The organism is Kitasatospora sp. MBT66 (genome assembly GCF_000710405.2).
Lineage (GTDB): Bacteria > Actinomycetota > Actinomycetes > Streptomycetales > Streptomycetaceae > Kitasatospora > Kitasatospora purpeofusca.
The window spans coordinates 865-19,915 of sequence record NZ_JAIY01000015.1 but is presented as its reverse complement, the minus strand read 5'-3'; the positions used below and the strand labels follow the sequence as shown (position 1 = coordinate 19,915).

General features: G+C 71.4%; 25 protein-coding genes. 6 read left to right on the top strand and 19 right to left on the bottom strand.

The window, feature by feature from the left end; translation table 11 throughout:
• Positions 1–12: 12 nt before the first annotated feature.
• The gene (locus BI06_RS35270) at positions 13–1,203 is read right to left on the bottom strand and encodes a GDSL-type esterase/lipase family protein (RefSeq protein ID WP_233290414.1); all 1,191 of its coding nucleotides are present in this window, start codon (positions 1,201–1,203) and stop codon (positions 13–15) included.
• A gap of 290 nt (positions 1,204–1,493) precedes the next feature.
• Positions 1,494–2,858 (bottom strand): aminotransferase class I/II-fold pyridoxal phosphate-dependent enzyme, encoded by a 1,365-nt coding sequence (locus BI06_RS35265; protein ID WP_051742622.1) that lies wholly within the window; start codon positions 2,856–2,858, stop codon positions 1,494–1,496.
• A 34-nt stretch (positions 2,859–2,892) separates the two neighbouring features.
• Between BI06_RS35265 and BI06_RS35260 the strand changes: the two genes are divergently transcribed.
• From BI06_RS35260 to BI06_RS35235, 6 genes are all read left to right on the top strand, one after another.
• Positions 2,893–3,663 carry a pyridoxamine 5'-phosphate oxidase family protein gene (locus BI06_RS35260; RefSeq protein WP_082558915.1) on the top strand — a complete coding sequence of 257 codons (771 nt, stop codon included), beginning with the start codon at positions 2,893–2,895 and terminating at the stop codon, positions 3,661–3,663.
• Positions 3,664–3,674: 11 nt separating this feature from the next.
• Positions 3,675–4,349, top strand: a complete 675-nt coding sequence (locus tag BI06_RS35255) for an FMN-binding negative transcriptional regulator (protein WP_063795088.1) — start codon at positions 3,675–3,677, stop codon at positions 4,347–4,349.
• Between the two features lie 118 nt (positions 4,350–4,467).
• Positions 4,468–5,880: a sugar porter family MFS transporter gene (locus BI06_RS35250; RefSeq protein ID WP_030397884.1), complete on the top strand. Its 1,413-nt coding sequence runs from the start codon at positions 4,468–4,470 to the stop codon at positions 5,878–5,880.
• Positions 5,881–6,001: 121 nt separating this feature from the next.
• A complete protein-coding gene (locus BI06_RS35245) occupies positions 6,002–6,703 on the top strand; it encodes a dienelactone hydrolase family protein (RefSeq protein WP_043475213.1) in 702 nt (233 codons plus the stop codon).
• Positions 6,704–6,776: 73 nt separating this feature from the next.
• Positions 6,777–8,078: an MFS transporter gene (locus BI06_RS35240; protein WP_043475210.1), complete on the top strand. Its 1,302-nt coding sequence runs from the start codon at positions 6,777–6,779 to the stop codon at positions 8,076–8,078.
• Positions 8,079–8,201: 123 nt separating this feature from the next.
• Positions 8,202–8,489, top strand: a complete 288-nt coding sequence (locus BI06_RS35235; protein ID WP_051742621.1) for an HAD domain-containing protein — start codon at positions 8,202–8,204, stop codon at positions 8,487–8,489.
• Here the strand turns inward: BI06_RS35235 and BI06_RS35230 are convergent.
• The 17 genes from BI06_RS35230 to BI06_RS35155 all read right to left on the bottom strand — a co-directional run.
• Complete coding sequence (locus BI06_RS35230) at positions 8,466–8,729, bottom strand: hypothetical protein (RefSeq protein WP_043475207.1); 264 nt, start codon at positions 8,727–8,729, stop codon at positions 8,466–8,468. The two genes, BI06_RS35235 and BI06_RS35230, sit on opposite strands and share 24 nt — an antisense overlap.
• Positions 8,693–9,070: a helix-turn-helix domain-containing protein gene (locus BI06_RS35225; RefSeq protein WP_051742620.1), complete on the bottom strand. Its 378-nt coding sequence runs from the start codon at positions 9,068–9,070 to the stop codon at positions 8,693–8,695. The genes BI06_RS35230 and BI06_RS35225 overlap by 37 nt, the downstream gene beginning before the upstream one ends.
• A gap of 138 nt (positions 9,071–9,208) precedes the next feature.
• Complete coding sequence (locus tag BI06_RS35220; RefSeq protein ID WP_043475206.1) at positions 9,209–9,427, bottom strand: hypothetical protein; 219 nt, start codon at positions 9,425–9,427, stop codon at positions 9,209–9,211.
• A 57-nt stretch (positions 9,428–9,484) separates the two neighbouring features.
• Positions 9,485–10,720: a tetratricopeptide repeat protein gene (locus BI06_RS35215; RefSeq protein WP_043475204.1), complete on the bottom strand. Its 1,236-nt coding sequence runs from the start codon at positions 10,718–10,720 to the stop codon at positions 9,485–9,487.
• A 36-nt stretch (positions 10,721–10,756) separates the two neighbouring features.
• Positions 10,757–11,683 (bottom strand): hypothetical protein, encoded by a 927-nt coding sequence (locus tag BI06_RS35210; protein WP_043475202.1) that lies wholly within the window; start codon positions 11,681–11,683, stop codon positions 10,757–10,759.
• 115 nt (positions 11,684–11,798) lie between these two features.
• A complete protein-coding gene (locus tag BI06_RS35205; RefSeq protein WP_043475199.1) occupies positions 11,799–12,095 on the bottom strand; it encodes a hypothetical protein in 297 nt (98 codons plus the stop codon).
• A gap of 130 nt (positions 12,096–12,225) precedes the next feature.
• Positions 12,226–12,375, bottom strand: coding sequence for a hypothetical protein (locus BI06_RS51620; protein WP_158516498.1), 150 nt, complete (start codon positions 12,373–12,375; stop codon positions 12,226–12,228).
• Positions 12,376–12,381: 6 nt separating this feature from the next.
• Entirely contained in the window at positions 12,382–12,582 is a 201-nt protein-coding gene (locus BI06_RS35200; protein ID WP_149030583.1) for a hypothetical protein, read from the bottom strand.
• Between the two features lie 316 nt (positions 12,583–12,898).
• A complete protein-coding gene (locus BI06_RS35195) occupies positions 12,899–13,123 on the bottom strand; it encodes a hypothetical protein (RefSeq protein WP_043475196.1) in 225 nt (74 codons plus the stop codon).
• A gap of 99 nt (positions 13,124–13,222) precedes the next feature.
• Complete coding sequence (locus BI06_RS35190) at positions 13,223–14,071, bottom strand: helix-turn-helix transcriptional regulator (RefSeq protein WP_043475195.1); 849 nt, start codon at positions 14,069–14,071, stop codon at positions 13,223–13,225.
• Between the two features lie 9 nt (positions 14,072–14,080).
• Complete coding sequence (locus BI06_RS35185) at positions 14,081–14,593, bottom strand: DUF6879 family protein (RefSeq protein WP_043475193.1); 513 nt, start codon at positions 14,591–14,593, stop codon at positions 14,081–14,083.
• Position 14,594: 1 nt separating this feature from the next.
• The gene (locus BI06_RS35180) at positions 14,595–14,867 is read right to left on the bottom strand and encodes a hypothetical protein (RefSeq protein ID WP_043475192.1); all 273 of its coding nucleotides are present in this window, start codon (positions 14,865–14,867) and stop codon (positions 14,595–14,597) included.
• Positions 14,818–16,209 (bottom strand): hypothetical protein, encoded by a 1,392-nt coding sequence (locus tag BI06_RS35175; RefSeq protein ID WP_043475190.1) that lies wholly within the window; start codon positions 16,207–16,209, stop codon positions 14,818–14,820. The genes BI06_RS35180 and BI06_RS35175 overlap by 50 nt, the downstream gene beginning before the upstream one ends.
• Before the next feature lie 209 nt (positions 16,210–16,418).
• Positions 16,419–17,129 (bottom strand): DNA methylase, encoded by a 711-nt coding sequence (locus tag BI06_RS35170; RefSeq protein WP_233290426.1) that lies wholly within the window; start codon positions 17,127–17,129, stop codon positions 16,419–16,421.
• Between the two features lie 154 nt (positions 17,130–17,283).
• Positions 17,284–17,652 (bottom strand): hypothetical protein, encoded by a 369-nt coding sequence (locus BI06_RS35165; RefSeq protein WP_043475188.1) that lies wholly within the window; start codon positions 17,650–17,652, stop codon positions 17,284–17,286.
• A gap of 67 nt (positions 17,653–17,719) precedes the next feature.
• Positions 17,720–18,403 carry a hypothetical protein gene (locus tag BI06_RS35160; RefSeq protein ID WP_043475187.1) on the bottom strand — a complete coding sequence of 228 codons (684 nt, stop codon included), beginning with the start codon at positions 18,401–18,403 and terminating at the stop codon, positions 17,720–17,722.
• Between the two features lie 97 nt (positions 18,404–18,500).
• Positions 18,501–19,051, bottom strand: a 551-nt coding sequence (locus BI06_RS35155) for a hypothetical protein (protein WP_206743650.1), incomplete at its 5' end; no start/stop codon positions are given.

Here is a 19,051-nt window from a genome sequence, read left to right as displayed (position 1 = left end):
CCTCGCCGACGGCTACTTCGCCGTCAGGTACATCCCGTTGGCGTCCTGCCCGGCGGTGTTGCGGCACCCCCAGTCGCCGCTGGTCCGCCCGCACAGCAGGGTCAGGCAGCGCCCGAGCGCCTGCTGCGCGTAGTAGTTGGGGTGCAGCGACTCCTGCAGGGTGCCCTGCGAGGCGTTGAGCCCCCCGTCCAGGAACCGCGCCCACTCGCTGGTGGTCGCGGACGGCGCGCTGGTCGAGCCGGCCTGACGGGTCGCCTTGGAGCAGACCTCACGGCCCTGGAGCATGTCGCTCAGGTCCAGGAACTGCACGCCCTTGGCCTTGGCGACCCCGGCGAGCGCCCGGGAGATCTGCGGCACCAGCGAGTCGCGCGCCCAGTCCGCGTCGCCGTTCCAGAGCGGACAGCCGCCGGTGTCGGAGCGGCTCCAGCCGCTCTCGGGGTAGCGGATCTCGGCGGCGCGCGGGATCGGCGAGGGGTAGGACTGCAGCACGATCCGGTAGTCCCCGGCCGCGTACCCGGCGCCCGCCATCACGGCGCGGATCTCGTCGAGCGCCTTGCCGACGCCCGCCATCGCGTCCGGCATCCGGCCGTCGACCGCACTCTGTTGATCATCGTTGCAGTAGGAGTACCAGACGAGGTAGTCCTGCACGCAGGTCGAGATCACGTCGCCGAAGCCGAGGTCGTTGCCGCCGATCGACAGGGTGACCAGCTTGACGTTGTTCTGCCGGGCCACGGTGGCGAGCTGGTCGGCCTGCGGGGCCTCGCCCTTGAACGACTGCCCGCCGTTGGCGGCGCGGAAGACGTTGGCGGCGACGGCGCCCGAGCAGGCCAGGTTGATCTGGGTCTGGGCCACGGTCGGCGCGCTGCGCACCTCGGCCACGTCCGAGCGGTCGCACCCGCTCGCGTAGGTGGCGCCGTAGATCCGGCTCGGGTCGTAGCCGCTGCCGGTCCAGGCCCGGTCGGTGCCGGCCCGGTTGCCGCCGCTGGTGACGGAGTTGCCCTTCCAGCGGCCGGCCTCGCCGGAGATGTAGCTGTCGCCGAGGCTGACGCTGGCGGTCGGGCCGCTCGGGGCGGCGGCCCGGGCCGGGGCGGCGGTTCCCGCCACCAGTCCGGTGGCGGCGAGCGGCAGGGCGAGCGCGGCGGCGAGCAGCCGTCCGCGCCACCGGGCGGTGGTGCGGGAAATGCTCGAACGGTTTTCGGGCACGACGGAACTCCAACGATCGGTCTCGCCCGCAGGTGGGGGCGGGGAGACACGGGGTGAGGGTAGGCCGCCGGCCGGTGGCGCGTTGAATCTGACATGCCCGCGCTTGTTACCGCTAGGTATCTGCAGTGAATTTCTCGCCCTGTTACCAATCAGTACTGATCGGCTCGGATCGTTTTAGTCGGCCAATGGCGATGCCAATTTCGATTCGATCCGGATCGAATCGAAATTGGCATCGCCATTGACCTGGAATCGAAGGCCCACCATTCCCCCCGGGTGGGCGCCGGACCGAATCAGACCAGCCGCGACGGCGCCCCGTCCGCCCCCGCCCCGGTGATCCCGTGCCATCCGCTCAGCACGGACGCCAGGTCCTCCGCCAGCCGCCCGGCATCGGCCGGGTCCAGCTGCGCGACCGTGACCCGCAGCCCGGGCGGCGACTGGAGCCGGTAGCGCGCGCCCGGCGCCACCACCCAGCCGCGCTGCACCAGGGCGGCCAGTGCGACGGCCTCGTCCGGCACCGGCACCCAGACGTTCAGCCCGCTCGCCCCGTGCGCCGCGACGCCCCGCGCGACCAGTTCGCCGATCAGCGCCCCCCGGCGCGCGCGGTAGGCACCGGCCACCCGCCCCACCGGCGCGGCGTCGGTGCGCCACAGTTCGGCCACCGTCTGCTGGAGCAGATGGCTGACCCATCCGGCGCCCAGCCGCTGGCGCCCGAGCACCCGTCCGACGGTGTCCTCGTCGCCCACCGCGACCGAGAGCCGCAGGTCCGGCCCGTAGGCCTTGGCCGCCGAGCGCACCACCGCCCAGTGCCGCGAGCCCGCACCGGCCAGCGGGTGGTAGGGCTGGTCGACGATGCCGTGGCCGTGGTCGTCCTCGATCAGCAGCACGTCCGGACGGGCGGACAGGACGGCGCGCAGCTCCTCGGCCCGCCCGGCGGTGATCGCGGCGCCGGTCGGGTTCTGCGCCCGGCTGGTGACCACCACCGCCCGGGCGCCGCCGTCCAGCGCCTCGGCGAGCGAACCGGGCAGCGGACCCTCGTCGTCGAGCCGGACGGGCGCCGCGCGCAGGCCGAGCGCCGGCAGCAGGTCCAGCAGGCTGCCCCAGCCCGGGTCCTCGACGGCGACGGCGTCGCCGGGGCGCAGCCGGGTGGCCAGGATCCGCTCGATGGTGTCCAGCGAGCCGGAGGCGACGGCGATCGGGCCGGCGGGCAGGCCGTCCGCGGCGAAGGCCGCGCCGGCCAGGGCGAGCAGTCCGGGGTCCACGGTCGGGTCGCCGTAGCGGACCGGTGTGCGGCGGGCGGCCTCGGCGGCGGCCGCGAGGGCCGGGGTGAGGTCGGGCAGCAGCGCCGGGTCGGGGTTGCCGTCGGCGAGGTCGCGGGCGTGCGCCGGGACGGGCAGCCGGATCTCGTCGCGCGGGGTGTGGGCGGGGCGCGGGCGGATCCGGCTGCCCTTGCGGCCGGCGGTCTCGATCACCCCCCGGTCGCGGAGCAGCCGGTAGGCGGCGGCCACGGTGTTGGGGTTGACGCCGAGTTCGGTCGCGAGGTCGCGCAGCGGCGGCAGCGGCGTCCCGGGGGCGAGCTGCCCGGCGCTGACCCCCCGCTCGATCTCGGCCGCAATCTCGCTGGCACGCCGACCGGTGATCCGATAGTCTCCTAGCACAAAACAGAGTATGCACTAGTACATAGAGGTTGTCATGTCGACCGTACCGGACAACGACACGTCCTACGCCCGTACCCCGCGCACCACCCCCACCCGCTACAAGGACCGGGCCACCTGGGAGCGCGAGGCCATCCACGCGGTCCTGGACGCCACCTACCTCTGCCACCTCGGCTTCGTCGTCGACGGCGCGCCGGTCGTGCTGCCCACCATCCACGCCCGGGTCGGCGACCGCGTCTACGTGCACGGTTCCACGGGCAGCCGGCCGCTGCGCGGCGCCCGGGGCGAGCAGGGCCTGCCCGTCTGCCTCACCGTCACCCTGGTCGACGCGCTGGTGCTGACCAAATCGGCCTTCAACCACTCGGTCAACTTCCGCTCGGTGGTGGCGCACGGCACCGCGTACCAGGTCACCGACCCCGAGGAGCTGACCGTCGCGCTGGACGCCCTGGTCGACCAGGTGGTGCCCGGCCGCTCCGCCGAGGTCCGCCCGGCCAACGCCAAGGAGCTCGCCGCCACCGCGGTGATCCGGCTCGACCTCGACGAGGTCTCCGCCAAGAGCCGGAACGACCTCGCCGCCGACGACGCCGAGGACCTCGACCTGCCCCACTGGGCCGGCCTGGTCCCGGTCACCAGCGGCTACGGCACGCCCCTGCCGGACGCCTCCACCACCGTGCCGCTCCCCGCGAACCTGCGCGCGCTCACCGCCCCGAGCCCCGCTCCCGACCCGGACACCACTCCCGACACCACTCCCGACCCTGAACCCGACCCGAGCGCCGGGGCCGACGACTCCGCCCGCTCCGCCGGCTGACCGGGGCCCCGATGCTGATCCGTTCCTGGGACCGCGGCGACGAGGCCGAATGGCGCGCCTGGCTCGCCGAGGGCCGCGACTTCGGCCTGCTCGCCGCCAACGGCGGGCCGGGCCAAGGCCCGGTGCTCGCCCCCACCCATTTCCTGCTGGACGCCGACCGCGGCGAGATCCTGCTCCACCTCGCCGCCCCCAACCCCCTGCTCTCAGCCGTCCGGGCCGACCCGGAGGTCACCCTCGCGGTCACCGACGACTACGCCTTCGCCCCCGGCCACTGGCGCGGCGAGCCCGGCACGCCGACCAGCTACTACGCCTCGGTGCACTTCCACGCCACCGCGTCGCTGGTCACCGACCCGACCGGCAAGGCGGAGATCCTCAACCGCCAGCTGGCCCACTTCCAGCCGGAGCGCCCGGACGTCCGGGTCACCCCGGGCGAGGGGGAGTTCGCCCGACTGCTCCCCGGACTCACCGCGCTGCACCTGACCGTCCGCGAGGTCCGCGCCAAGTTCAAGTACGACGACAAGAAGCCGGCCGCCGAGCAGTACGCGCTGGCCGAGCGGCTCGCCGAGCGGGACCGGGGCGCGGACGCCGGGGCCCGCACCCAGTTGCTGCGCCGCAACGCCCGCCGCACCGGCGCGGTCGGAAGGACCCGCCCCGGGCCCGTTCCCCCGGACCGCGCAATCAACTGACGCTACGTCACCCGTTCGGCGCAATCGTCGAGGCGCCGCCGCCCGGGCACTGGTCGAATGTGAGCCGAACCCTGCCCGCTCGGCCGCGCGGACGGGACCGTCGACCCGGGGAGCGTGCGTGTCCAGGACCCAGACCCATCCGGCATCCGGCGAGGCGCACCTCGGGCACGTCGTCTTCATCTCGGCCGCCGCCGCGATGGGCGGCTTCCTGTTCGGCTACGACAGCGCCGTGATCAACGGCGCGGTGACGGGCATCCAGAAGCACTTCGGGGTCGGCAACGGCACGACGGCCTTCGTGGTCGCGATCGCCCTGCTCGGCTCGGCGGCCGGGGCGGTCGTGGCCGGGCGGCTCGCCGACCACCTGGGCCGGGTGCGCACCATGCTGCTGGCCGCGGGACTGTTCGCGATCAGCGGCATCGGCTCGATGTTCCCGCCGAACCTGGAGCTGCTGGCCACCTGGCGGGTGGTCGGCGGCGTGGCGATCGGCATCGCCTCGGTGATCGCGCCGACGTACATCGCCGAGGTCGCCCCGACCGCCTACCGGGGCCGGCTGGCCTCGTTCCAGCAGATGGCGATCGTGCTCGGCATCACCGTCTCCCAGCTCGCCAACTGGGCGCTCAACCAGGCCGCCGGCGGCGAGTCCACCGGCCACCTCGGCGGCATCCAGGCCTGGCAGTGGATGCTCGGCGTGGAAACGATCCCGGCCCTGGTCTACGGGCTGATGGCGATGTCCATCCCGGAGTCGCCGCGCTATCTGATCGCCGACCACCGGGAGGAGCAGGCCCGCAAGGTGCTGCTGGAGGTCGAGGGCGAGGGTGTCGACCTCGACGCCCGGGTGGCCGAGATCCACGGGGTGCTGGCGTCCACCCACAAGCCGCGGCTCAAGGACCTGCTGGGCGGCCGGTTCGGGCTGCTGCCGATCGTCTGGGTCGGTATCGGCGCCTCGGTGTTCCAGCAGTTCGTCGGCATCAACGTGATCTTCTACTACTCCTCCTTCCTCTGGCAGTCGGTCGGCATCAACGAGTCGAACTCGCTGCTGATCAGCCTCTCCACCTCGATCGTCAACGTGGTCGGCACGGTGATCGCGATGGCCCTGGTCGACCGGATCGGCCGCAAGCCGCTCGCCCTGGCCGGCTCGGCCGGGATGGCCCTCGCACTGGGCACCGCCGCCTGGGCGTTCTCCTACCGGCAGGGCACCGGCGACTCCGCCACCCTGGACGACACCTACGCGACGGTGGCGCTGGTCGCCGCGCACGTCTTCGTCTTCTGCTTCGCGTTCTCCTGGGGCGTGGTGGTCTGGGTGCTGCTCGGCGAGATGTTCCCCAACCGGATCCGCGCGCTCGCGCTCTCGGTCGCCGCCTCCGCCCAGTGGATCGCCAACTGGGCGATCACCGTCAGCTTCCCCGACCTCGCCGACTGGAACCTCTCGGCGACCTATGTCATCTACGCGGTGTTCGCGCTGCTCTCCATCCCGTTCGTGGCCTTCTGCATCAAGGAGACCAAGGGCCGCGCCCTGGAGGAGATGGGCTGACCACCCGCCCGTCCCGGCACCGGACCCAGCACCCTCCGGCACCGGCACCGGCACCCGGCCCGGACCCGGCACCCACCCCGACCAGCCGCCGCGCCCGGCGGCCCGTCCCCGAGAGGAAGCCATGCCTGAGCAGGGCGGCTCCCGGCAGAACGTCACCTTCCCCAGCGGCGGCCGCCAGGCCCACGGCTATCTGGCCCGTCCTCCCCAGGGCGTCGGCCCCGGCCTGGTGGTGGTCCAGGAGTGGTGGGGCCTGACCCCGTACCTGGCCGACGTGGCGGACCGGTTCGCCGCCGAGGGCTTCACCGTGCTCGCGCCGGACCTCTTCGGCGGCGCGACCACCCACGACAGCGCCGAGGGGGCCCGGCTCAAGAGCCAGCTGCCGGTCGAGCAGGCGGTGCGGGACCTCGGCGGCGCGGTCGACCTGCTGCTCGGCCTGGAGGGCGTGGTCGGCGACGCGGTCGGGGTGGTCGGCTTCTGCATGGGCGGCGGTTTCGCCCTGCTGCTGGCCGCCGCCGAGGGCGACCGGGTGGCCGCGGCGGTGGCGTTCTACGGTCTGCCGCCCGACCCGGACTTCGAGTACCGGGGCCTGACCGCCCATGTGCTCGGCCACTACGGGGAGGAGGACGAGTACATCCCGATGGCCGCCGTCGACGAGGCCGCGATCAGGATCGGCGAGGCCACCGACGTCCGCCCGGAGTTCCACTTCTACCCGGCCGGGCACGCCTTCATGAACGAGCAGAACCTGCTCGGCACCTACGACCCGCTCCAGGCCGCGATCGCCTGGAAGCGCACCCTGGCCTTCCTCTGGGGCCACCTGGGCTGAGCCCCCGACGGCGCCCCGGCGTCGGTCCGTTTATCGGATGGACACGGACCACCCGCCCCGGCATAGTCGCGGAGTGCAGAGCCGAACCCCGCCCCCACCCACCGGCCGCTTCGCCTGGGCGAGCCGCAACTTCCGGATCCAGACCGCGGCCACCGTGGTCAGCGGGCTCGGCAACGCAGGTGCCCCGATCGCGACCGCCTTCGCGATCCTCGACGGCGGTGGCTCGACCGCCGACGTCGGCTACGTCACCGCGGCCCGGCTGCTGCCCACCGTCCTGCTGCTGGTGATCGGCGGCGCGCTCGCCGACCGGCTGCCGCGCCACCACGTCATGGTCGGCGCCAACCTGTTCAGCGCCGTCTCCCAGGGCGCCCTCGCCCTCCTGGTGCTGACCGGCGGGCCGACGCTCTGGCAGCTGATGCTGTTCTCGGCCGGCGCGGGCGCCGGTTACGCGTTCTACTCCCCCGCCTCCGGCGGCATGATCCTGGAGAGCGTCACTCCGGAGCACGCCGCCCGGGCCTTCTCCGTCTACCGGATGGGCTTCAACGGCGCGCAGATCGGCGGCGCCGCGCTCGGCGGCGCGCTGACCGCGGCGGTCGGCGCCGGATGGGTGCTCGCCCTGGACGCCGCCTGCTTCCTGGCCGCCGCCGCGCTGCGCTTCCTGCTCGAACCGCAGCCGCCGAGCGCCCCGGCCGAGGGCGGCGGAATGCTCCGCGACCTGCGCGAGGGCTGGCACGAGTTCTCCTCCCGCCGCTGGCTCTGGGTCGTCGTGCTCCAGTTCTCGGTACTGGTCGCCTGCGTCGGCGCGGTCGAGGCGGTGTACGGGCCCGCCGTGGCGAAGGAGCGGCTCGGGGGCGCCCGCGACTGGGGCCTGGCGATGGCGGCCTACGGCGTCGGCCTGGTCGCCACCGGCCTGCTGATGGTCCGCTGGCAGCCGCGCCGGATCCTGCTGGTCGGCAACTGGGGCGTGTTCCTCTTCGGTGTGCCCGCGCTGGCCCTGGCGGCGTCCGCCCCGCTGCCGGTGCTCTGCGCGGCGATGTTCCTCTCGGGCGTCGGCGTCACCGTCTTCGGCGTCAACTGGATGATCGCGCTGCAGCAGGAGATCCCGGCCGAGGCGTTCTCCCGGGTCGCCGCCTACGACGAGCTCGGCTCGCTCTCGCTGGCACCGCTCGGCACCGCCCTCGCCGGCCCGGCCGCCGACCTGCTCGGCCTGTCCGGCGCGCTCTGGACCTGCGCGGTGGTCTCCCTGGTGCTCAGCGCCGCCGTCCTGCTGGAACCGCAGGTCCGCCGACTCTCCCGCCGCCCCGCCGAGCCGCCCACCGAGCCGCCCACCGGCGTCCTCCCGGAGCCGACCGGGGCGCCCGCCGCGGCGCCCTGAGCCCGGATCGCGACCCGCTCCGAGCGCCCCCGGTACGCCCCCGTGTGCGCCCTTCGGCGGGCAACCGCCGGGGGTCCCGGCTCGTCCGACCAGGTGACGACGCACGAGACCTGGGGGCGCCCGATGCCGAAGCCACTGCTGTTCCTGGACGTCGACGGTGTGCTCAACCCGGTCTGTCCCCACCCCGGGGCCGGGTTCGACGCCCACACCCTGCTCGGCTACACCGTGCTGCTCTCCGCCCGCCACGGCGGCTGGCTGCGCGAACTGGCCGGAACGTACGAACTGGTCTGGGCGACCACGTGGAAGAACGCACCGACCTTGTACCTTGTTCCCGACCTGCGGAAACGAGCTGAGGTGCAAGAGGCCACGACAATGTCGTCGCACGCGTCAGGGAAGCCGTGTCTTCGGTAGCGGGATCGGTTCCCACGGTGCGGGGGCGGTGGGGCGCATGGCCGTGGCCTCTTCCAGAGGCCGGACGGGATAGCCGGACTTGAGCATCAGGTCGCGCAGCCAGTTCGGGTCACAGCCGTACATGGTGCCCAGGACCCTCACCCCGACCCCGGAGGCGTAGCGGTGGGCGATGGCCGGTAAGGCAGCGATCACGAGTGTCCTGATCATGGCTTGGCGGTCCTGCGCGGTGTTGGCCCACATGGCTGCTCCTGGTGGTGTTCGGCCTGGCAGCCTTGGGCGAGTGCGAGCACGGCGGCGACGAACGGGCGACGCCAGTGGGGTGGCACTCCCAGCTGGGTAGCCACCTCGATCAGGTCGAGGGGGGATTCGGGGTCTTCGGGGAGGTAATCGAGTTCGGCGGGGTCGATCTTCAGTTGGCGACTCACCCAGGCGAGCGTCTTCGGGGTGGGGTTGCGATTCCCTGTCTCGATCCGCGACATGTGGGCCTGGGAGTACCCGGCCCCGGCCAACTGCCTGACCGTCATGCCCCGTTCTCGCCGGAGCTGGCGCAGCCTTCGCCCGAAGTCCGGTTGTTCAAGCATCTGCTTCTCCTTCCTGCTGGGCGCAGTCCGCGGTGGTGCGTCCGATAAGGAGGTGCCCCCGCTCTGCGGCTGCGGGGGCAGCAGCAGGACGGGGGCGGGCCCGCCGCTGGGGGTCAAAGGCGGCGGGGTGCGAGATGGTCAGAGTTCCCTGATCACGCGGATGTCGAAGGAGAGTCCCCGCTGCCAGATTTCGACACTGCGGTGCTCGCCGACGCGGACGTACCGGAGCTTGCCCGGAACGCCAGTGCCATCCATCACCTTGGTCAGGTCGGTCGTCTCGTCCACTTCTTCGCGGTAGAAGCGGACGCCGCTCGCCATGTAGGTGGCCAGGACGACGATGAATAGGGCTCGTTCCATGTGGTGCTCCGGTTGTGCATGAGGCGGATCAAGGGTGGTCGGCTGGGGACAGCGGCACTATGCCGGGGCCGGCAGGAGGTTCGTGACGGTCCGCAGAGTTCGATCACGCGCGCGGAACCCGAAGCTGATGAGGGTGACGCTCTCTCCGGCGCTGAGGGGTGTACGGCCGTGGGGTGTGAGCGCGCCGTCGAAGACGACGCAGTCGCCGGTGGCGAGGGCGCATTCGAGGTAGCCGTCAGCGGTGATGAAGACGGTAGTGCTGACCTTGGACTCGCCGGTGGGGTGCTCGTGTTTGAGGCAGAGGATCAGGTTAGCTTCGCCGAACCCGATCGTGTCCACGTGGAAGTCGAGGAACTGCCCTTCTTCCAGGTAGGCGATGTAGACGGCGTTGTGCGGCTGTTCGACGTCCAGGCCGGTGGAGCGCGCCACGATGGTGGCGAGATCGATGTGCTCGGCGAAGCGGTTCGCGGCGTCGCCGACTGCCGCGTTCCACTTGCCGTTGTGGAGGTAGCCGTTCACGGTGATCGCCTGCTCGGCCTCCTTGGCCATGACGCCGATCAGCTCGGTGGGGATCGATTGGTCGCGCAGGTGGCGCGGGTGCACGCGCTGCTGTGCGCTGAGCAGGCGCACAGCGTCCTGGAGGGCGGGGAAGTCCTCGGCCCATCGGTCCGGCGTCTTGGTGGTGGTGCGTGACTGGAGCCAGGCGGTCCACTGGCGGCTCGGTGCGGCGGGGTCGGTCGCCGCTGCGTCGGCCTGGCTGATCAGCAGGCCGACCCGGTCGAGTGCGGCCTGCGTGGATTCGACCAGTTCGGTGTTCCCCTTGGCGATCCGCAATCGCAGCGCTTCCAGCAGGTGGGACTGGGCGTCGGCGAGGTCGCCGCGTTCCATGAGGTGCTTGCCGGTGTGCTGGAGCGCGAAGTCGAGGAGTTCGGGGTACCGGCCGCGTGCTGTGCTCAGCGCGCTGCGGTAGAGCGCGTCCGCAGTCTGCACGTCTCCGGCGTAGCGGTGGGCGTCGGCGAGGTTGATCCCGGTGGTGACGACGGCGCGGGTGTTACCGATCGCCGCAGCCAGGTCGAGCGCCTGCTGGAGGTGTGCGCGGGCCTCGTCGTGATGGTCCAGGCACATCTCGCCGATGCCGATCCATCGGGTCAGGATGCGGGCACGGGAGGGGTCGCTCCCCTCGGGCAGGGCCCGCAGTTCCTCGTGAAGCCGACCGATGGCGGCGGTCAGCTCGTTGCGGTCGGTGGGGACCATCCGCAGGTTGTCGTCGTGGGCGATGAGGTGGTCCAGCACGTGACCCTCCGTCGTTCGGTTCCAGTCAGCGTGGCATCAGAGCTGGTCGGTCTGGTGACGCAGGTCAGCCACCAGCTCCACGCCGTGGGGGGTGAAGTGCTCGGTGAGGAGTTCGAGTTCGCGCATCAGGTAGCGCACGGCCGGCAGGCCCTCGTCGTACGCGGCCTGGAAGCTCGCGCGCTCAGCGGGCGTGAGGTCGTCGCGGCGCAGTTCGCCCTGGCGGAACCGGAGCAGCTGGTTGTACACGCAGGTGGCGTGGAAGGCCCGATCGAGCTCCCAGAACTGGTTGCGGTCCTCTCCCTGTCCCGCCCGCCACTTGATCTCGATCTTGGGGGAGGTCTGGGACGCGTATCCGTCGGCGAAGACCTGGTGCTGGAGGACGTGGAAGCTGATCGACTGGTGCGTGCCCTCATGCAGGATGTTCTCGGCCAGGAAGAGGGCGGACGGCCGCTCGCTGACGGTGTTCGGCGGGATGTGGCGGGACGCCTTGTCGGAGAACACGATGACGTACGGGAGCGCCGGGTCGCTGGAGCTGGTCAGCGAGGAGGCGCGGACACCGGGCTTGAGACCCACCCATAGCAGCCCCCGGACGAACTCGCGCACGCAGGCGAACCCCTCGGGGTGGACCAGCGACAGGCGGTCCAGGGCGTGGGTCAGCGCCGCGCGGCGCTCCTCGGTGTGCTCGGCGATCTCGTAGTTCGTCAAACTGATCTCGCCCGCGATCTCACGGGGGAGCTCGGCGTCGAACCAGTCGAAGGTCGCCCCGGCCAGGCTCACGGGCTCGCTGCGCATGGTGCGGGCGTGCTCCGCGTAGGGGGTGCCCGACTTCACCAGGCGCTCCATCAGGGCGAACGGGAGGGCCGACTCGGCGCCCTGCTCGCGGAGCCTGGTCAGTTCCGGGTCCTTGCGGTCGAGGTCGAAGAAGGAGCCGGCGGGGACACGGGTGGCGATGGCGGTACTCAACGAGGACTCTCCTTGATCGGGGCGTGCGGCTGGGGGGCAGCGGGTCGGCGAGGGTGAGGACCGCTCGCCGACCCGCCGGTGCCGTCAACTAACCGGCGTCATTTGGGGACTGCTGTCAGACCTCGGTGCCCACCGGGGCGAAGTCGTCGTCCGGGATGAAGTGCTCCAGGCGGCGGGTCAGGGACTCGACGCCCGTCTGCGGGGCGAAGTCGCCGTCCGGGACGGAGTGGTCCAGGCGGCGGGTCAGGGCGGTGACCTCCGGGGCGAAGTCGCCGTCCGGGACGCTGTGGTCCAGCCGGCGGGTCAGGGCGGTGACCTCCGGGGCGAAGTCGCCGTCCGGGACGCTGTGGTCCAGCCGGCGGGTCAGGGCGTTGACCTCCGGGTCACCGGACTTGATGGTGGCGGTGCTCATGTGCCTCTCCAATCGGGTTGGCTCTGCCCGCTTGGGTTTGTGCGGGCAGTCGTGCGTTGGTGCCCCGACCCCGTCAGACGCTTCACGATGGGGCCGGGAGTTCGGGGCGCCCGAAGGCGCGGGGTGACGGTCAGAAGCGGCCAGAGGCGATGAGCGCGGCCACCACCGCCGCCAGCAGGACCATCGCTACCGTCTGGGCGATGGCGACCGGCAGCGGCGTCGGGAGCCCACGGGCCTCCCGGTCGGCGGCCTCGCGGTACTCCTCCTGTCCGTCGTCCACGGCGGCCTACGCCGGGCGCTGGTCGAGTGCAGCGCGCAGCGCGGCGCGGCGGTGGGGCCGGCGGGCACGGGCAATGCAGTCGTCGCAGATCGCGTGGCAGGTGGCCTGGTCCTCGCCGGGGGCCTGGAGCGTGGTGCCGGCGCAGACCAGCGTCTCCTGGCGGCAGGCCCAGCAGGTTCCCTGCCGGTATCCGTCGGGGCGGTCCACGACCATCCCCTCACCCGCGAATCGGACCGGCGTCGGCGGCGGGGTGTCCGCTCGGACTGGCAGCGGCGCGGTCACTCGGACGGGTAGCAGCGGGTTGCTCACTCCGCGGGCTCCAAGTCGGTCAGGAGGACCATCTCCGGGTACGTGTCGCTGGAGCTATCCCGGCTTACCCAGGCGTGGTTGGCCAGCTTGCTCGGGGTCTCCGCGACGGTGCCCGTCCAGCCGTCCGTGCGATGCCGGACCGGGGCTCCCTGGATCACACTGTTCACAGTTGCGCCTCTCCATCGGGTCGGGGCGTGCGATGTGGTGGTGCTGGTCAGGCCGAGAGGCCGGCGCGGCGGGTTCGACAGTCCGAGCAGGAGCAGGTGGCGCGAACGGCGTCGATCTGGAGCTTCGTGCCCACCGAGGGGGCCTGCCCGGCGGCGTTGGCCTTCCGGTAGTCGTCAAGCGGGTTCCAACCGGCGGGAGCCCGGCTCAACTCGTACTTGCTCGGGCCGGTTCCGGTCTCGCGGTACTCACGCTTGGGGGTGCGTCTCGCCACCGGTCTGTCCTCCTTCGCCGTGGGCGGTGGGGGTGCGTGATAGACCGTAGGAGTTTCAGCCAGACGCTCTCCAGCAAGTTGCACGCAGTTGCACAGCCGTCACCCGAGAGAGTCAATCGCCTCTGTGATCAGAGTACGAGCGGCAGCGCCATACACGGCGTCGCTGGCCAGTTCCGCGAACCGGCTGACGTACATGGCCACCTCGGAGGGCTGCGTGATCTGGAGGTACCCGGAGACGAGTTCGATGTTGGCCTGTGACGAGTCGTAGAGCGAAAACGCTTCGACGTGCATCGAGTGGCGCAAGTAGCCCCTCGGAACGATCCCCAGGCTCACGTTCGCCATGGACGCGACGGTGATCAGGTGGGTGAGTTGGCCGGCGGCTACCTCCGTGCCGCCGAGGCCGTGGTACAGGCATGCCTCTTCGATAATGAAAGCGAAGGTCTTCCCGTGGTCTCTCAGGATCTCCTGACGCTCCATACGCACCTGTACGGCCTCTTCCACGTCGTCCACGGCAACACGACGGCGTTGGGTGGCCTGGAGTACCGAGCGGGTGTAGTCCCGAGTCTGAAGGAGCCCGTGCAGGATGCCAGGTGTGTACGCCCGGAACCGCGTAGTCCGCTCGTACAACGGCAGGACCATCTCTTGGGCGTGTTTGAGTCCGCTCCGCTCCATGCGTCGCCATTCGGTGAACATGGTCTCGACTGAGCGAAGGGAAGCCACCAGGTCTGCGGCGCGGTCGTCTGCTCCGCACGCTCGACACCAATCCCTGATGTCCTGCTCGGAAGGTGCGGTGATCGCGTTCTCGATGCGGGAGCACTTCGACTTGCTCCAACCGCATGCGAGGGCGAGAGCAGGCCCGGTGAGCCCGGAGTCCTTCCGGATCTCCTTAAGCCGTTCGGCTAGAGCCTTCCGGGCCTGCTGAACGCTCGATGAGCGGGAGGTACGCATCTTGTTCGGCTACTTGAGCACGTAGTCCTTGTGCGGAGTCGCCCTATGCCACACAGTCTCGAAGGCGCTCTTTACGAGCTGAACGACGTCAGGCTCGGTCGTCCACTCCCGGTCCACCACATCCCCGTCGCCCGAGAAGAAGGTGAACATGATCTTGGAGTCATCGAACATCCACAGGTCAGTCCCAGGCAGGGCGATGTCTGCCGCCAACCGGCGCGGAAGCCAGCGAACCTGCTCGCCGATAGCCACGTTCAGGAATGTCACGTGGTGTTCGTAGCGGATGTACTCCGTGACCGGCTCGGAGACGATGCGAGCCCGACGCATGACCACGCCCCGGTCAATCGCCTCGCCAGCGAAGTTGGTCCAGTACTGGAACCACTCCGGCCGGTCGTCCGGGTTGTAGCGAAGACCCTCCCGATAGCGCTGGAACTGCGGGTCGTTCGGCGTGTAGTTGTCGCGCATCTCCAGGTGCACGGCAGAGAACTTGGCCTCTGCCATGGCCGTGGCGATCGGGTTGGCCACGCTACTCCCTCTCGTCCTCTTGAGTGGCCAGCCTTGCGGCGAGGTCCACGATGAACTTGATCATTTCTTCGGGGAGGCGGATCACGGTCTCGTGGTCGGGCACGTCAGCCGAGTGCCCGGGAACCGAACCAACCTCCTTGCAGCGGCTCAAGTCCTCATCGCTGGCCTTGTAGGACTGGATGAGCAGGTCACCGTTCTCCGGGTCGCGCCAGATGGTCGGCGAGTCAACCTCTGGCGTGTTGGAGATGATCCCGATGAACTGTAGAGGCTCCACGATGCTCCCTGTGGCTCTGGTTCTGCGTAGTTGCACAACCGGTGGGCTCATCCTGGCGCGTACACGACCTGCCTGTCAGGCGTTTCCGTTTCTGACGAACTGCCAGCTCAGCCACGCGGCGTCCGGCGAGAGCGCAAGTAGCCGGGTGGGTAGGCGGAAAGCCAGGTTCGCCCCGCTGTTCGACAGACCTTGGGCCGTAGACAGGGGTTACGAAAGGTGGTGGGGGTGGGGCCTGGTGTCCACGGACGGCGGGCTCGCTGGGGCCCGCCTCGATGGAGGCCGCGGGGGTGGGGCCTGGTGTCCGCTGCCCGATCTCGACGCCGTCCGCGAGTAGCTGCCGGACGGCGGCCTCGGTCTGGTGCCGGTAGGGGTGGCGGGAGACGAAGTGGCCGTTCTCGCGGATCTCGTACATGTCCGAGGCGAAGTCGGTGGTGTTGAGGACGACGTCCAGGCAGCGGTCGTTGCCGGTTCCGGTGACGCTCCAGCGGCCGGCATCCACCGCGGACCACGTCAGGTCGATGTCCGCCCCGGTGCGGGCCCGCTCGGCGCGCTCGCGCTCGGCCTGCTCGTCGGCCCGGCGCTGGCGGGCGGCCTCCAGCTCGGCCTGGTTCCGCTGCTCGGCCTCCTCGCGGCGGCGCAGGAACTCGGCGCGGCTCTGAGCGGCCTGGCGCTCCAGCTCCACGGCGCGCTGGCGGGCGGCCTCGCGGCGGCGGGCGGCTTCCTGGCCTCCCGGGAGCGGGGGCAGGGCCTGGGGTTCGTGGCGGACCGCCCAGGGCTCGGCGAGGTCAGCGCGGTGGTGCCGCCAGACGGCGAGCATGGCGCGGCCGTCGGCGGTGGCGACGAGGTCCCCGTCCGCCCGCTCCTGGAGGAACCCGGCGGCGATGGCCAACTCGACCACCTTGCGCCGCATACGGCGGCCCTTCGCCCCGTAGCGGGCCCCGGCCGGGATGAACCGGTACCCGGAGCCGTCCCACCACACCACGGCGTCGGGGTCCTCCCCGCTGGCCGCTGCGACGAGGGTGAAGAGGCGGGTGGTCCAGCCGGACTTCTCGCGGATCTCGGCGTGCCGCGCGGAGGCGAGGAAGCGGCGGATCTCGCCTTCGTGGTCGTCGGCGTGGAGGCGGGCGGCGTGCTGGGCGTCGTCCTCGTGGTGGTGGCGCTCGCCGATCTCAGCGGGGTAGCCGGTGTAGGGGTCGCCGCAGGTGAGGCACCAGACAGTCCACCAGCGGCCCCGGGTGTGGGTGTGGGTGCTGATGGCGACGGGGCAGGGGTTGCGCAGTCCCCACTCCAGGGCGGTTCCGCCGCAGGGTACCCACAGGGGGCGGTCGGGGGCGGTGGTCACTGGCGTCTCCTGGGGATGGGGCGAGAGGTGGTCGCTCGGGGTGAGCGCACTGGTTACTCGGCGTAGGGGTTTATGTCGTAATGTCTTTTTTATTGACATTTATAAAAAACATAGAGGCATAGGCTCTGGTGGTGGGTTCAACCCGATTCGGGCTCCGGCACCCGGCACTTCGACACGGCCGGGGTGGGGCCTGGTGCCAGGGCCCCGGTTCAGGCGGCGGGGATGTAGCGCAGGCGGCCGGCGTCGTCGTGGGTGAGGTAGGGGCGCATGATCTCGGGGAGGGGCATCGTGTCGGGCTCGCCCCGAAGGGCCGCGCCCCAGTCGGCCAGGAAGGCGCTGCCGATGTACTCGGTGTAGGCCGGGGGTATGGCCTCGGTCAGCTCCTCGTGGACGTCCGTCCAACCGATGTCCATGGCGGCCTGCATCTCGGTGACGGTCCCCTTGCCTCCGCCCTTGCCATAGGCCGCTATGTACGGGCCCTCCCGCCAGACACCGTGGCGCAGGCCCCGGACGGGCCCCCGGTGCTTGGGGTGCGGCAGCTGCGCGGGCTCGTTGCCCCACCATTCGATCTCGAAGTACCTGTGGCGGATGACCCCGAGGCCGAAGCTCTCCCCGCACAGGCTCAGGTCACGCCTGATGCTGGAGCCGGGCACGTTCTCGATCACCCACGGCACTCCGTACCAGCGGCACAGCTCGCGTACCTCGGGGATCAGGTCGACGTAGGTGCGTCGGCCCTTGTTGGTGCCCTTGGTCAGGGTGCAGCTGGCCTGGCAGGGCGGGGAGGCGTGGACCAGGTCGAAGTCCTGGCACATCTCCCTCATCGCGTCGAGCGCGTCGCCTTCGATGAACTTGAAGGGGTAGTTCGGCCGGGGCACGATGTCCACGCCCACCACGTCGAAGCCCGCGCGGTAGTAGCCCATGCCCGCGCCTCCGGCGCAGCAGAAGAGGTCGAGGACGCGGGGGCGACGGCCGGTGACGGGGGGACGGCCGTCGTGGGAGGCAGCAGTGGGGCGGGCGGTCAAGACTTGCTCTCCTGTGTGGTGGGTGAGGGTGGGGCCTGGTGCCAGCGCTCGGTCAGCCAGCGGCGAGGGCTTCGAGCCACTGACCGGCGTCCATTCCGTCGAGGGTGGGGTGGCCGTCGCGGAAGCGGACGTCTCGGGGTTCCAGCTCGATGCCGAGCAGCTGCGCGAGGTGCAGGCACTCGCGGACGAGGAGACCCCGGTAGGCGGCTTCGGCGCGGGTCTGGGCCTCGCACCCGAAGTACTGGCGGGGCTGGTCCCCGGTGAGCATCCGGCCGCCCGCTCCGTACGGCTGTCGTTCGGCGGTCCAGGTGCCCTTGGGGTCGGGGGACACGGTGAAGCGGACGGCCATCGGCGGCTGATCGGGGCGGGCCTGCGGGTAGGTGAGGGTGTAGTGGGTGGCGGGAGTGGCGGGGGCGGGCACTTGTGTCTCCGAGGGGGTGGGGCCTGGTGCCAGCGGCCGGCCGCTGGCGGGGGGTGGGGCCTGGTGCCTACGCGGCCTGCGCGGGCGCGGCGGCCGGCAGCGAGGCGGTCAGGGCCAGCAGCACGGCCTCGGCCATGTCGGGGGTCAGGTGCGAGCACGTGATCTCGATGCCGCTGAACTTGGCGCGGCTGACCTTGACGTCCGCGTGTGGCGACGTCCAGGAGGTCCCGGGGCCCTGGTTCCACCGCAGGGTTCGGGTGGTGTCCTCGCCGTTGCGGCGGTTCGCCTCCCCGGGCGGCTGGCCGGTGGTCAGCGGCACGGCCTTCAACCGGCGGGCCACGGTGGTGACCTCGTGCACGTCGGTGAGGTGCCGGTGCTGCCGGGCGCTCATCTCGGCGACCGCCGCGTCCAGGACGGGCAGCAGCCGCCGCTGGACGTCCTGGGCGACCTGGGCCGCTGTCTTGGCCCGGGTGACGGTGATGTCCCCGGACTCGATGTCGTGGCGGTAGTAGTAGGTGCTGGTGTCGGGCAGGACGCCGTGCACCCACCACCGGCCGGAGCGCAGCCGTTCCTGCTGGATCAGGATGCGGGCCCCGTCTTCGGTGCGGACGAGTTCGGTGGCCGGGTGCCAGTCGACTATCCGGCGCGGTTCGACGGTCCACTCGTCGGGACCGAGGGCCTGGGCGAGCCCTTCGGCCAGCGCCAGCAGTTCGGCGCGCAGCGGGGCGAGTTCGTCACGGAGGTAGGTCACGGTGGCGCTGTTCCTTCGGTCGTGCCTGGGGGTGGGGCCTGGTGTCTGACCGGCCTCGGCACGGTCCGGACGGGTGTCCGGGCCGCACCGAGGCGGGTCAGGCCGCCAGTACGGTGCCGCTGACGAGCAGGCCGGGCAGGCAGTCCTGGAGCAGCGCGGGGCGCATCACGACGCCGTCGCCCTCGCGGGCCCAGTCCGAGCTGTTACCGCTGCCGGTGCGGAAGATGGCGAACAGGGGGCCGCCGTCTGCGGGGACGACCACCCGGGCCCCGTTCGCGCTCCAACCGGCTCCGGCTTCCCACGGGGTGGCCTCGCTGGCGACGCCGTAGCGAACGGTGCCGTCCTTCTCGGTCCAGCGCTGCCAGCCCTTGCCCTTGCTGCGGGTCTTGCTGGGCTGCGGGGTGCGGCGCGGGTCTGCCCCGATCTTCACCGCGTTGCCTGGGCCGCTAGCCGTCGGCAGGTTGAGGGCGAGCTGTACGGCCTTGGTGTGCTTGTTCTGTGCGCCGCGCTGGTCGGCCGGGGTGGTGACGGTCACGGTGCGGTGCTTCTTCTTGCCCTTCGCCTCGGTGGGCAGGTGGAGCGTGGTGGTCAGGGTGGCGGGGGTGGGCACTGGTGTCTCCTGCTGCGGTGGGGCGGGGGTGGGGCCTG

What these genes read in the sequence shown, in the direction of transcription:
- BI06_RS35245 (WP_043475213.1), top strand. Translation starts at nt 6,002, where the DNA reads ATGCCTGAGCAGGGCGGCTCCCGGCAGAACGTCACCTTCCCCAGCGGC.
- BI06_RS35255 (WP_063795088.1), top strand. Translation starts at nt 3,675, where the DNA reads ATGCTGATCCGTTCCTGGGACCGCGGCGACGAGGCCGAATGGCGCGCC.
- BI06_RS35225 (WP_051742620.1), bottom strand. Translation starts at nt 9,070, where the DNA reads ATGCTTGAACAACCGGACTTCGGGCGAAGGCTGCGCCAGCTCCGGCGA.
- BI06_RS35260 (WP_082558915.1), top strand. Translation starts at nt 2,893, where the DNA reads ATGTCGACCGTACCGGACAACGACACGTCCTACGCCCGTACCCCGCGC.
- BI06_RS35230 (WP_043475207.1), bottom strand. Translation starts at nt 8,729, where the DNA reads ATGTGGGCCAACACCGCGCAGGACCGCCAAGCCATGATCAGGACACTC.
- BI06_RS35190 (WP_043475195.1), bottom strand. Translation starts at nt 14,071, where the DNA reads ATGCGTACCTCCCGCTCATCGAGCGTTCAGCAGGCCCGGAAGGCTCTA.
- BI06_RS35220 (WP_043475206.1), bottom strand. Translation starts at nt 9,427, where the DNA reads ATGGAACGAGCCCTATTCATCGTCGTCCTGGCCACCTACATGGCGAGC.
- BI06_RS35205 (WP_043475199.1), bottom strand. Translation starts at nt 12,095, where the DNA reads ATGAGCACCGCCACCATCAAGTCCGGTGACCCGGAGGTCAACGCCCTG.
- BI06_RS35170 (WP_233290426.1), bottom strand. Translation starts at nt 17,129, where the DNA reads ATGGGCTACTACCGCGCGGGCTTCGACGTGGTGGGCGTGGACATCGTG.
- BI06_RS35235 (WP_051742621.1), top strand. Translation starts at nt 8,202, where the DNA reads ATGCCGAAGCCACTGCTGTTCCTGGACGTCGACGGTGTGCTCAACCCG.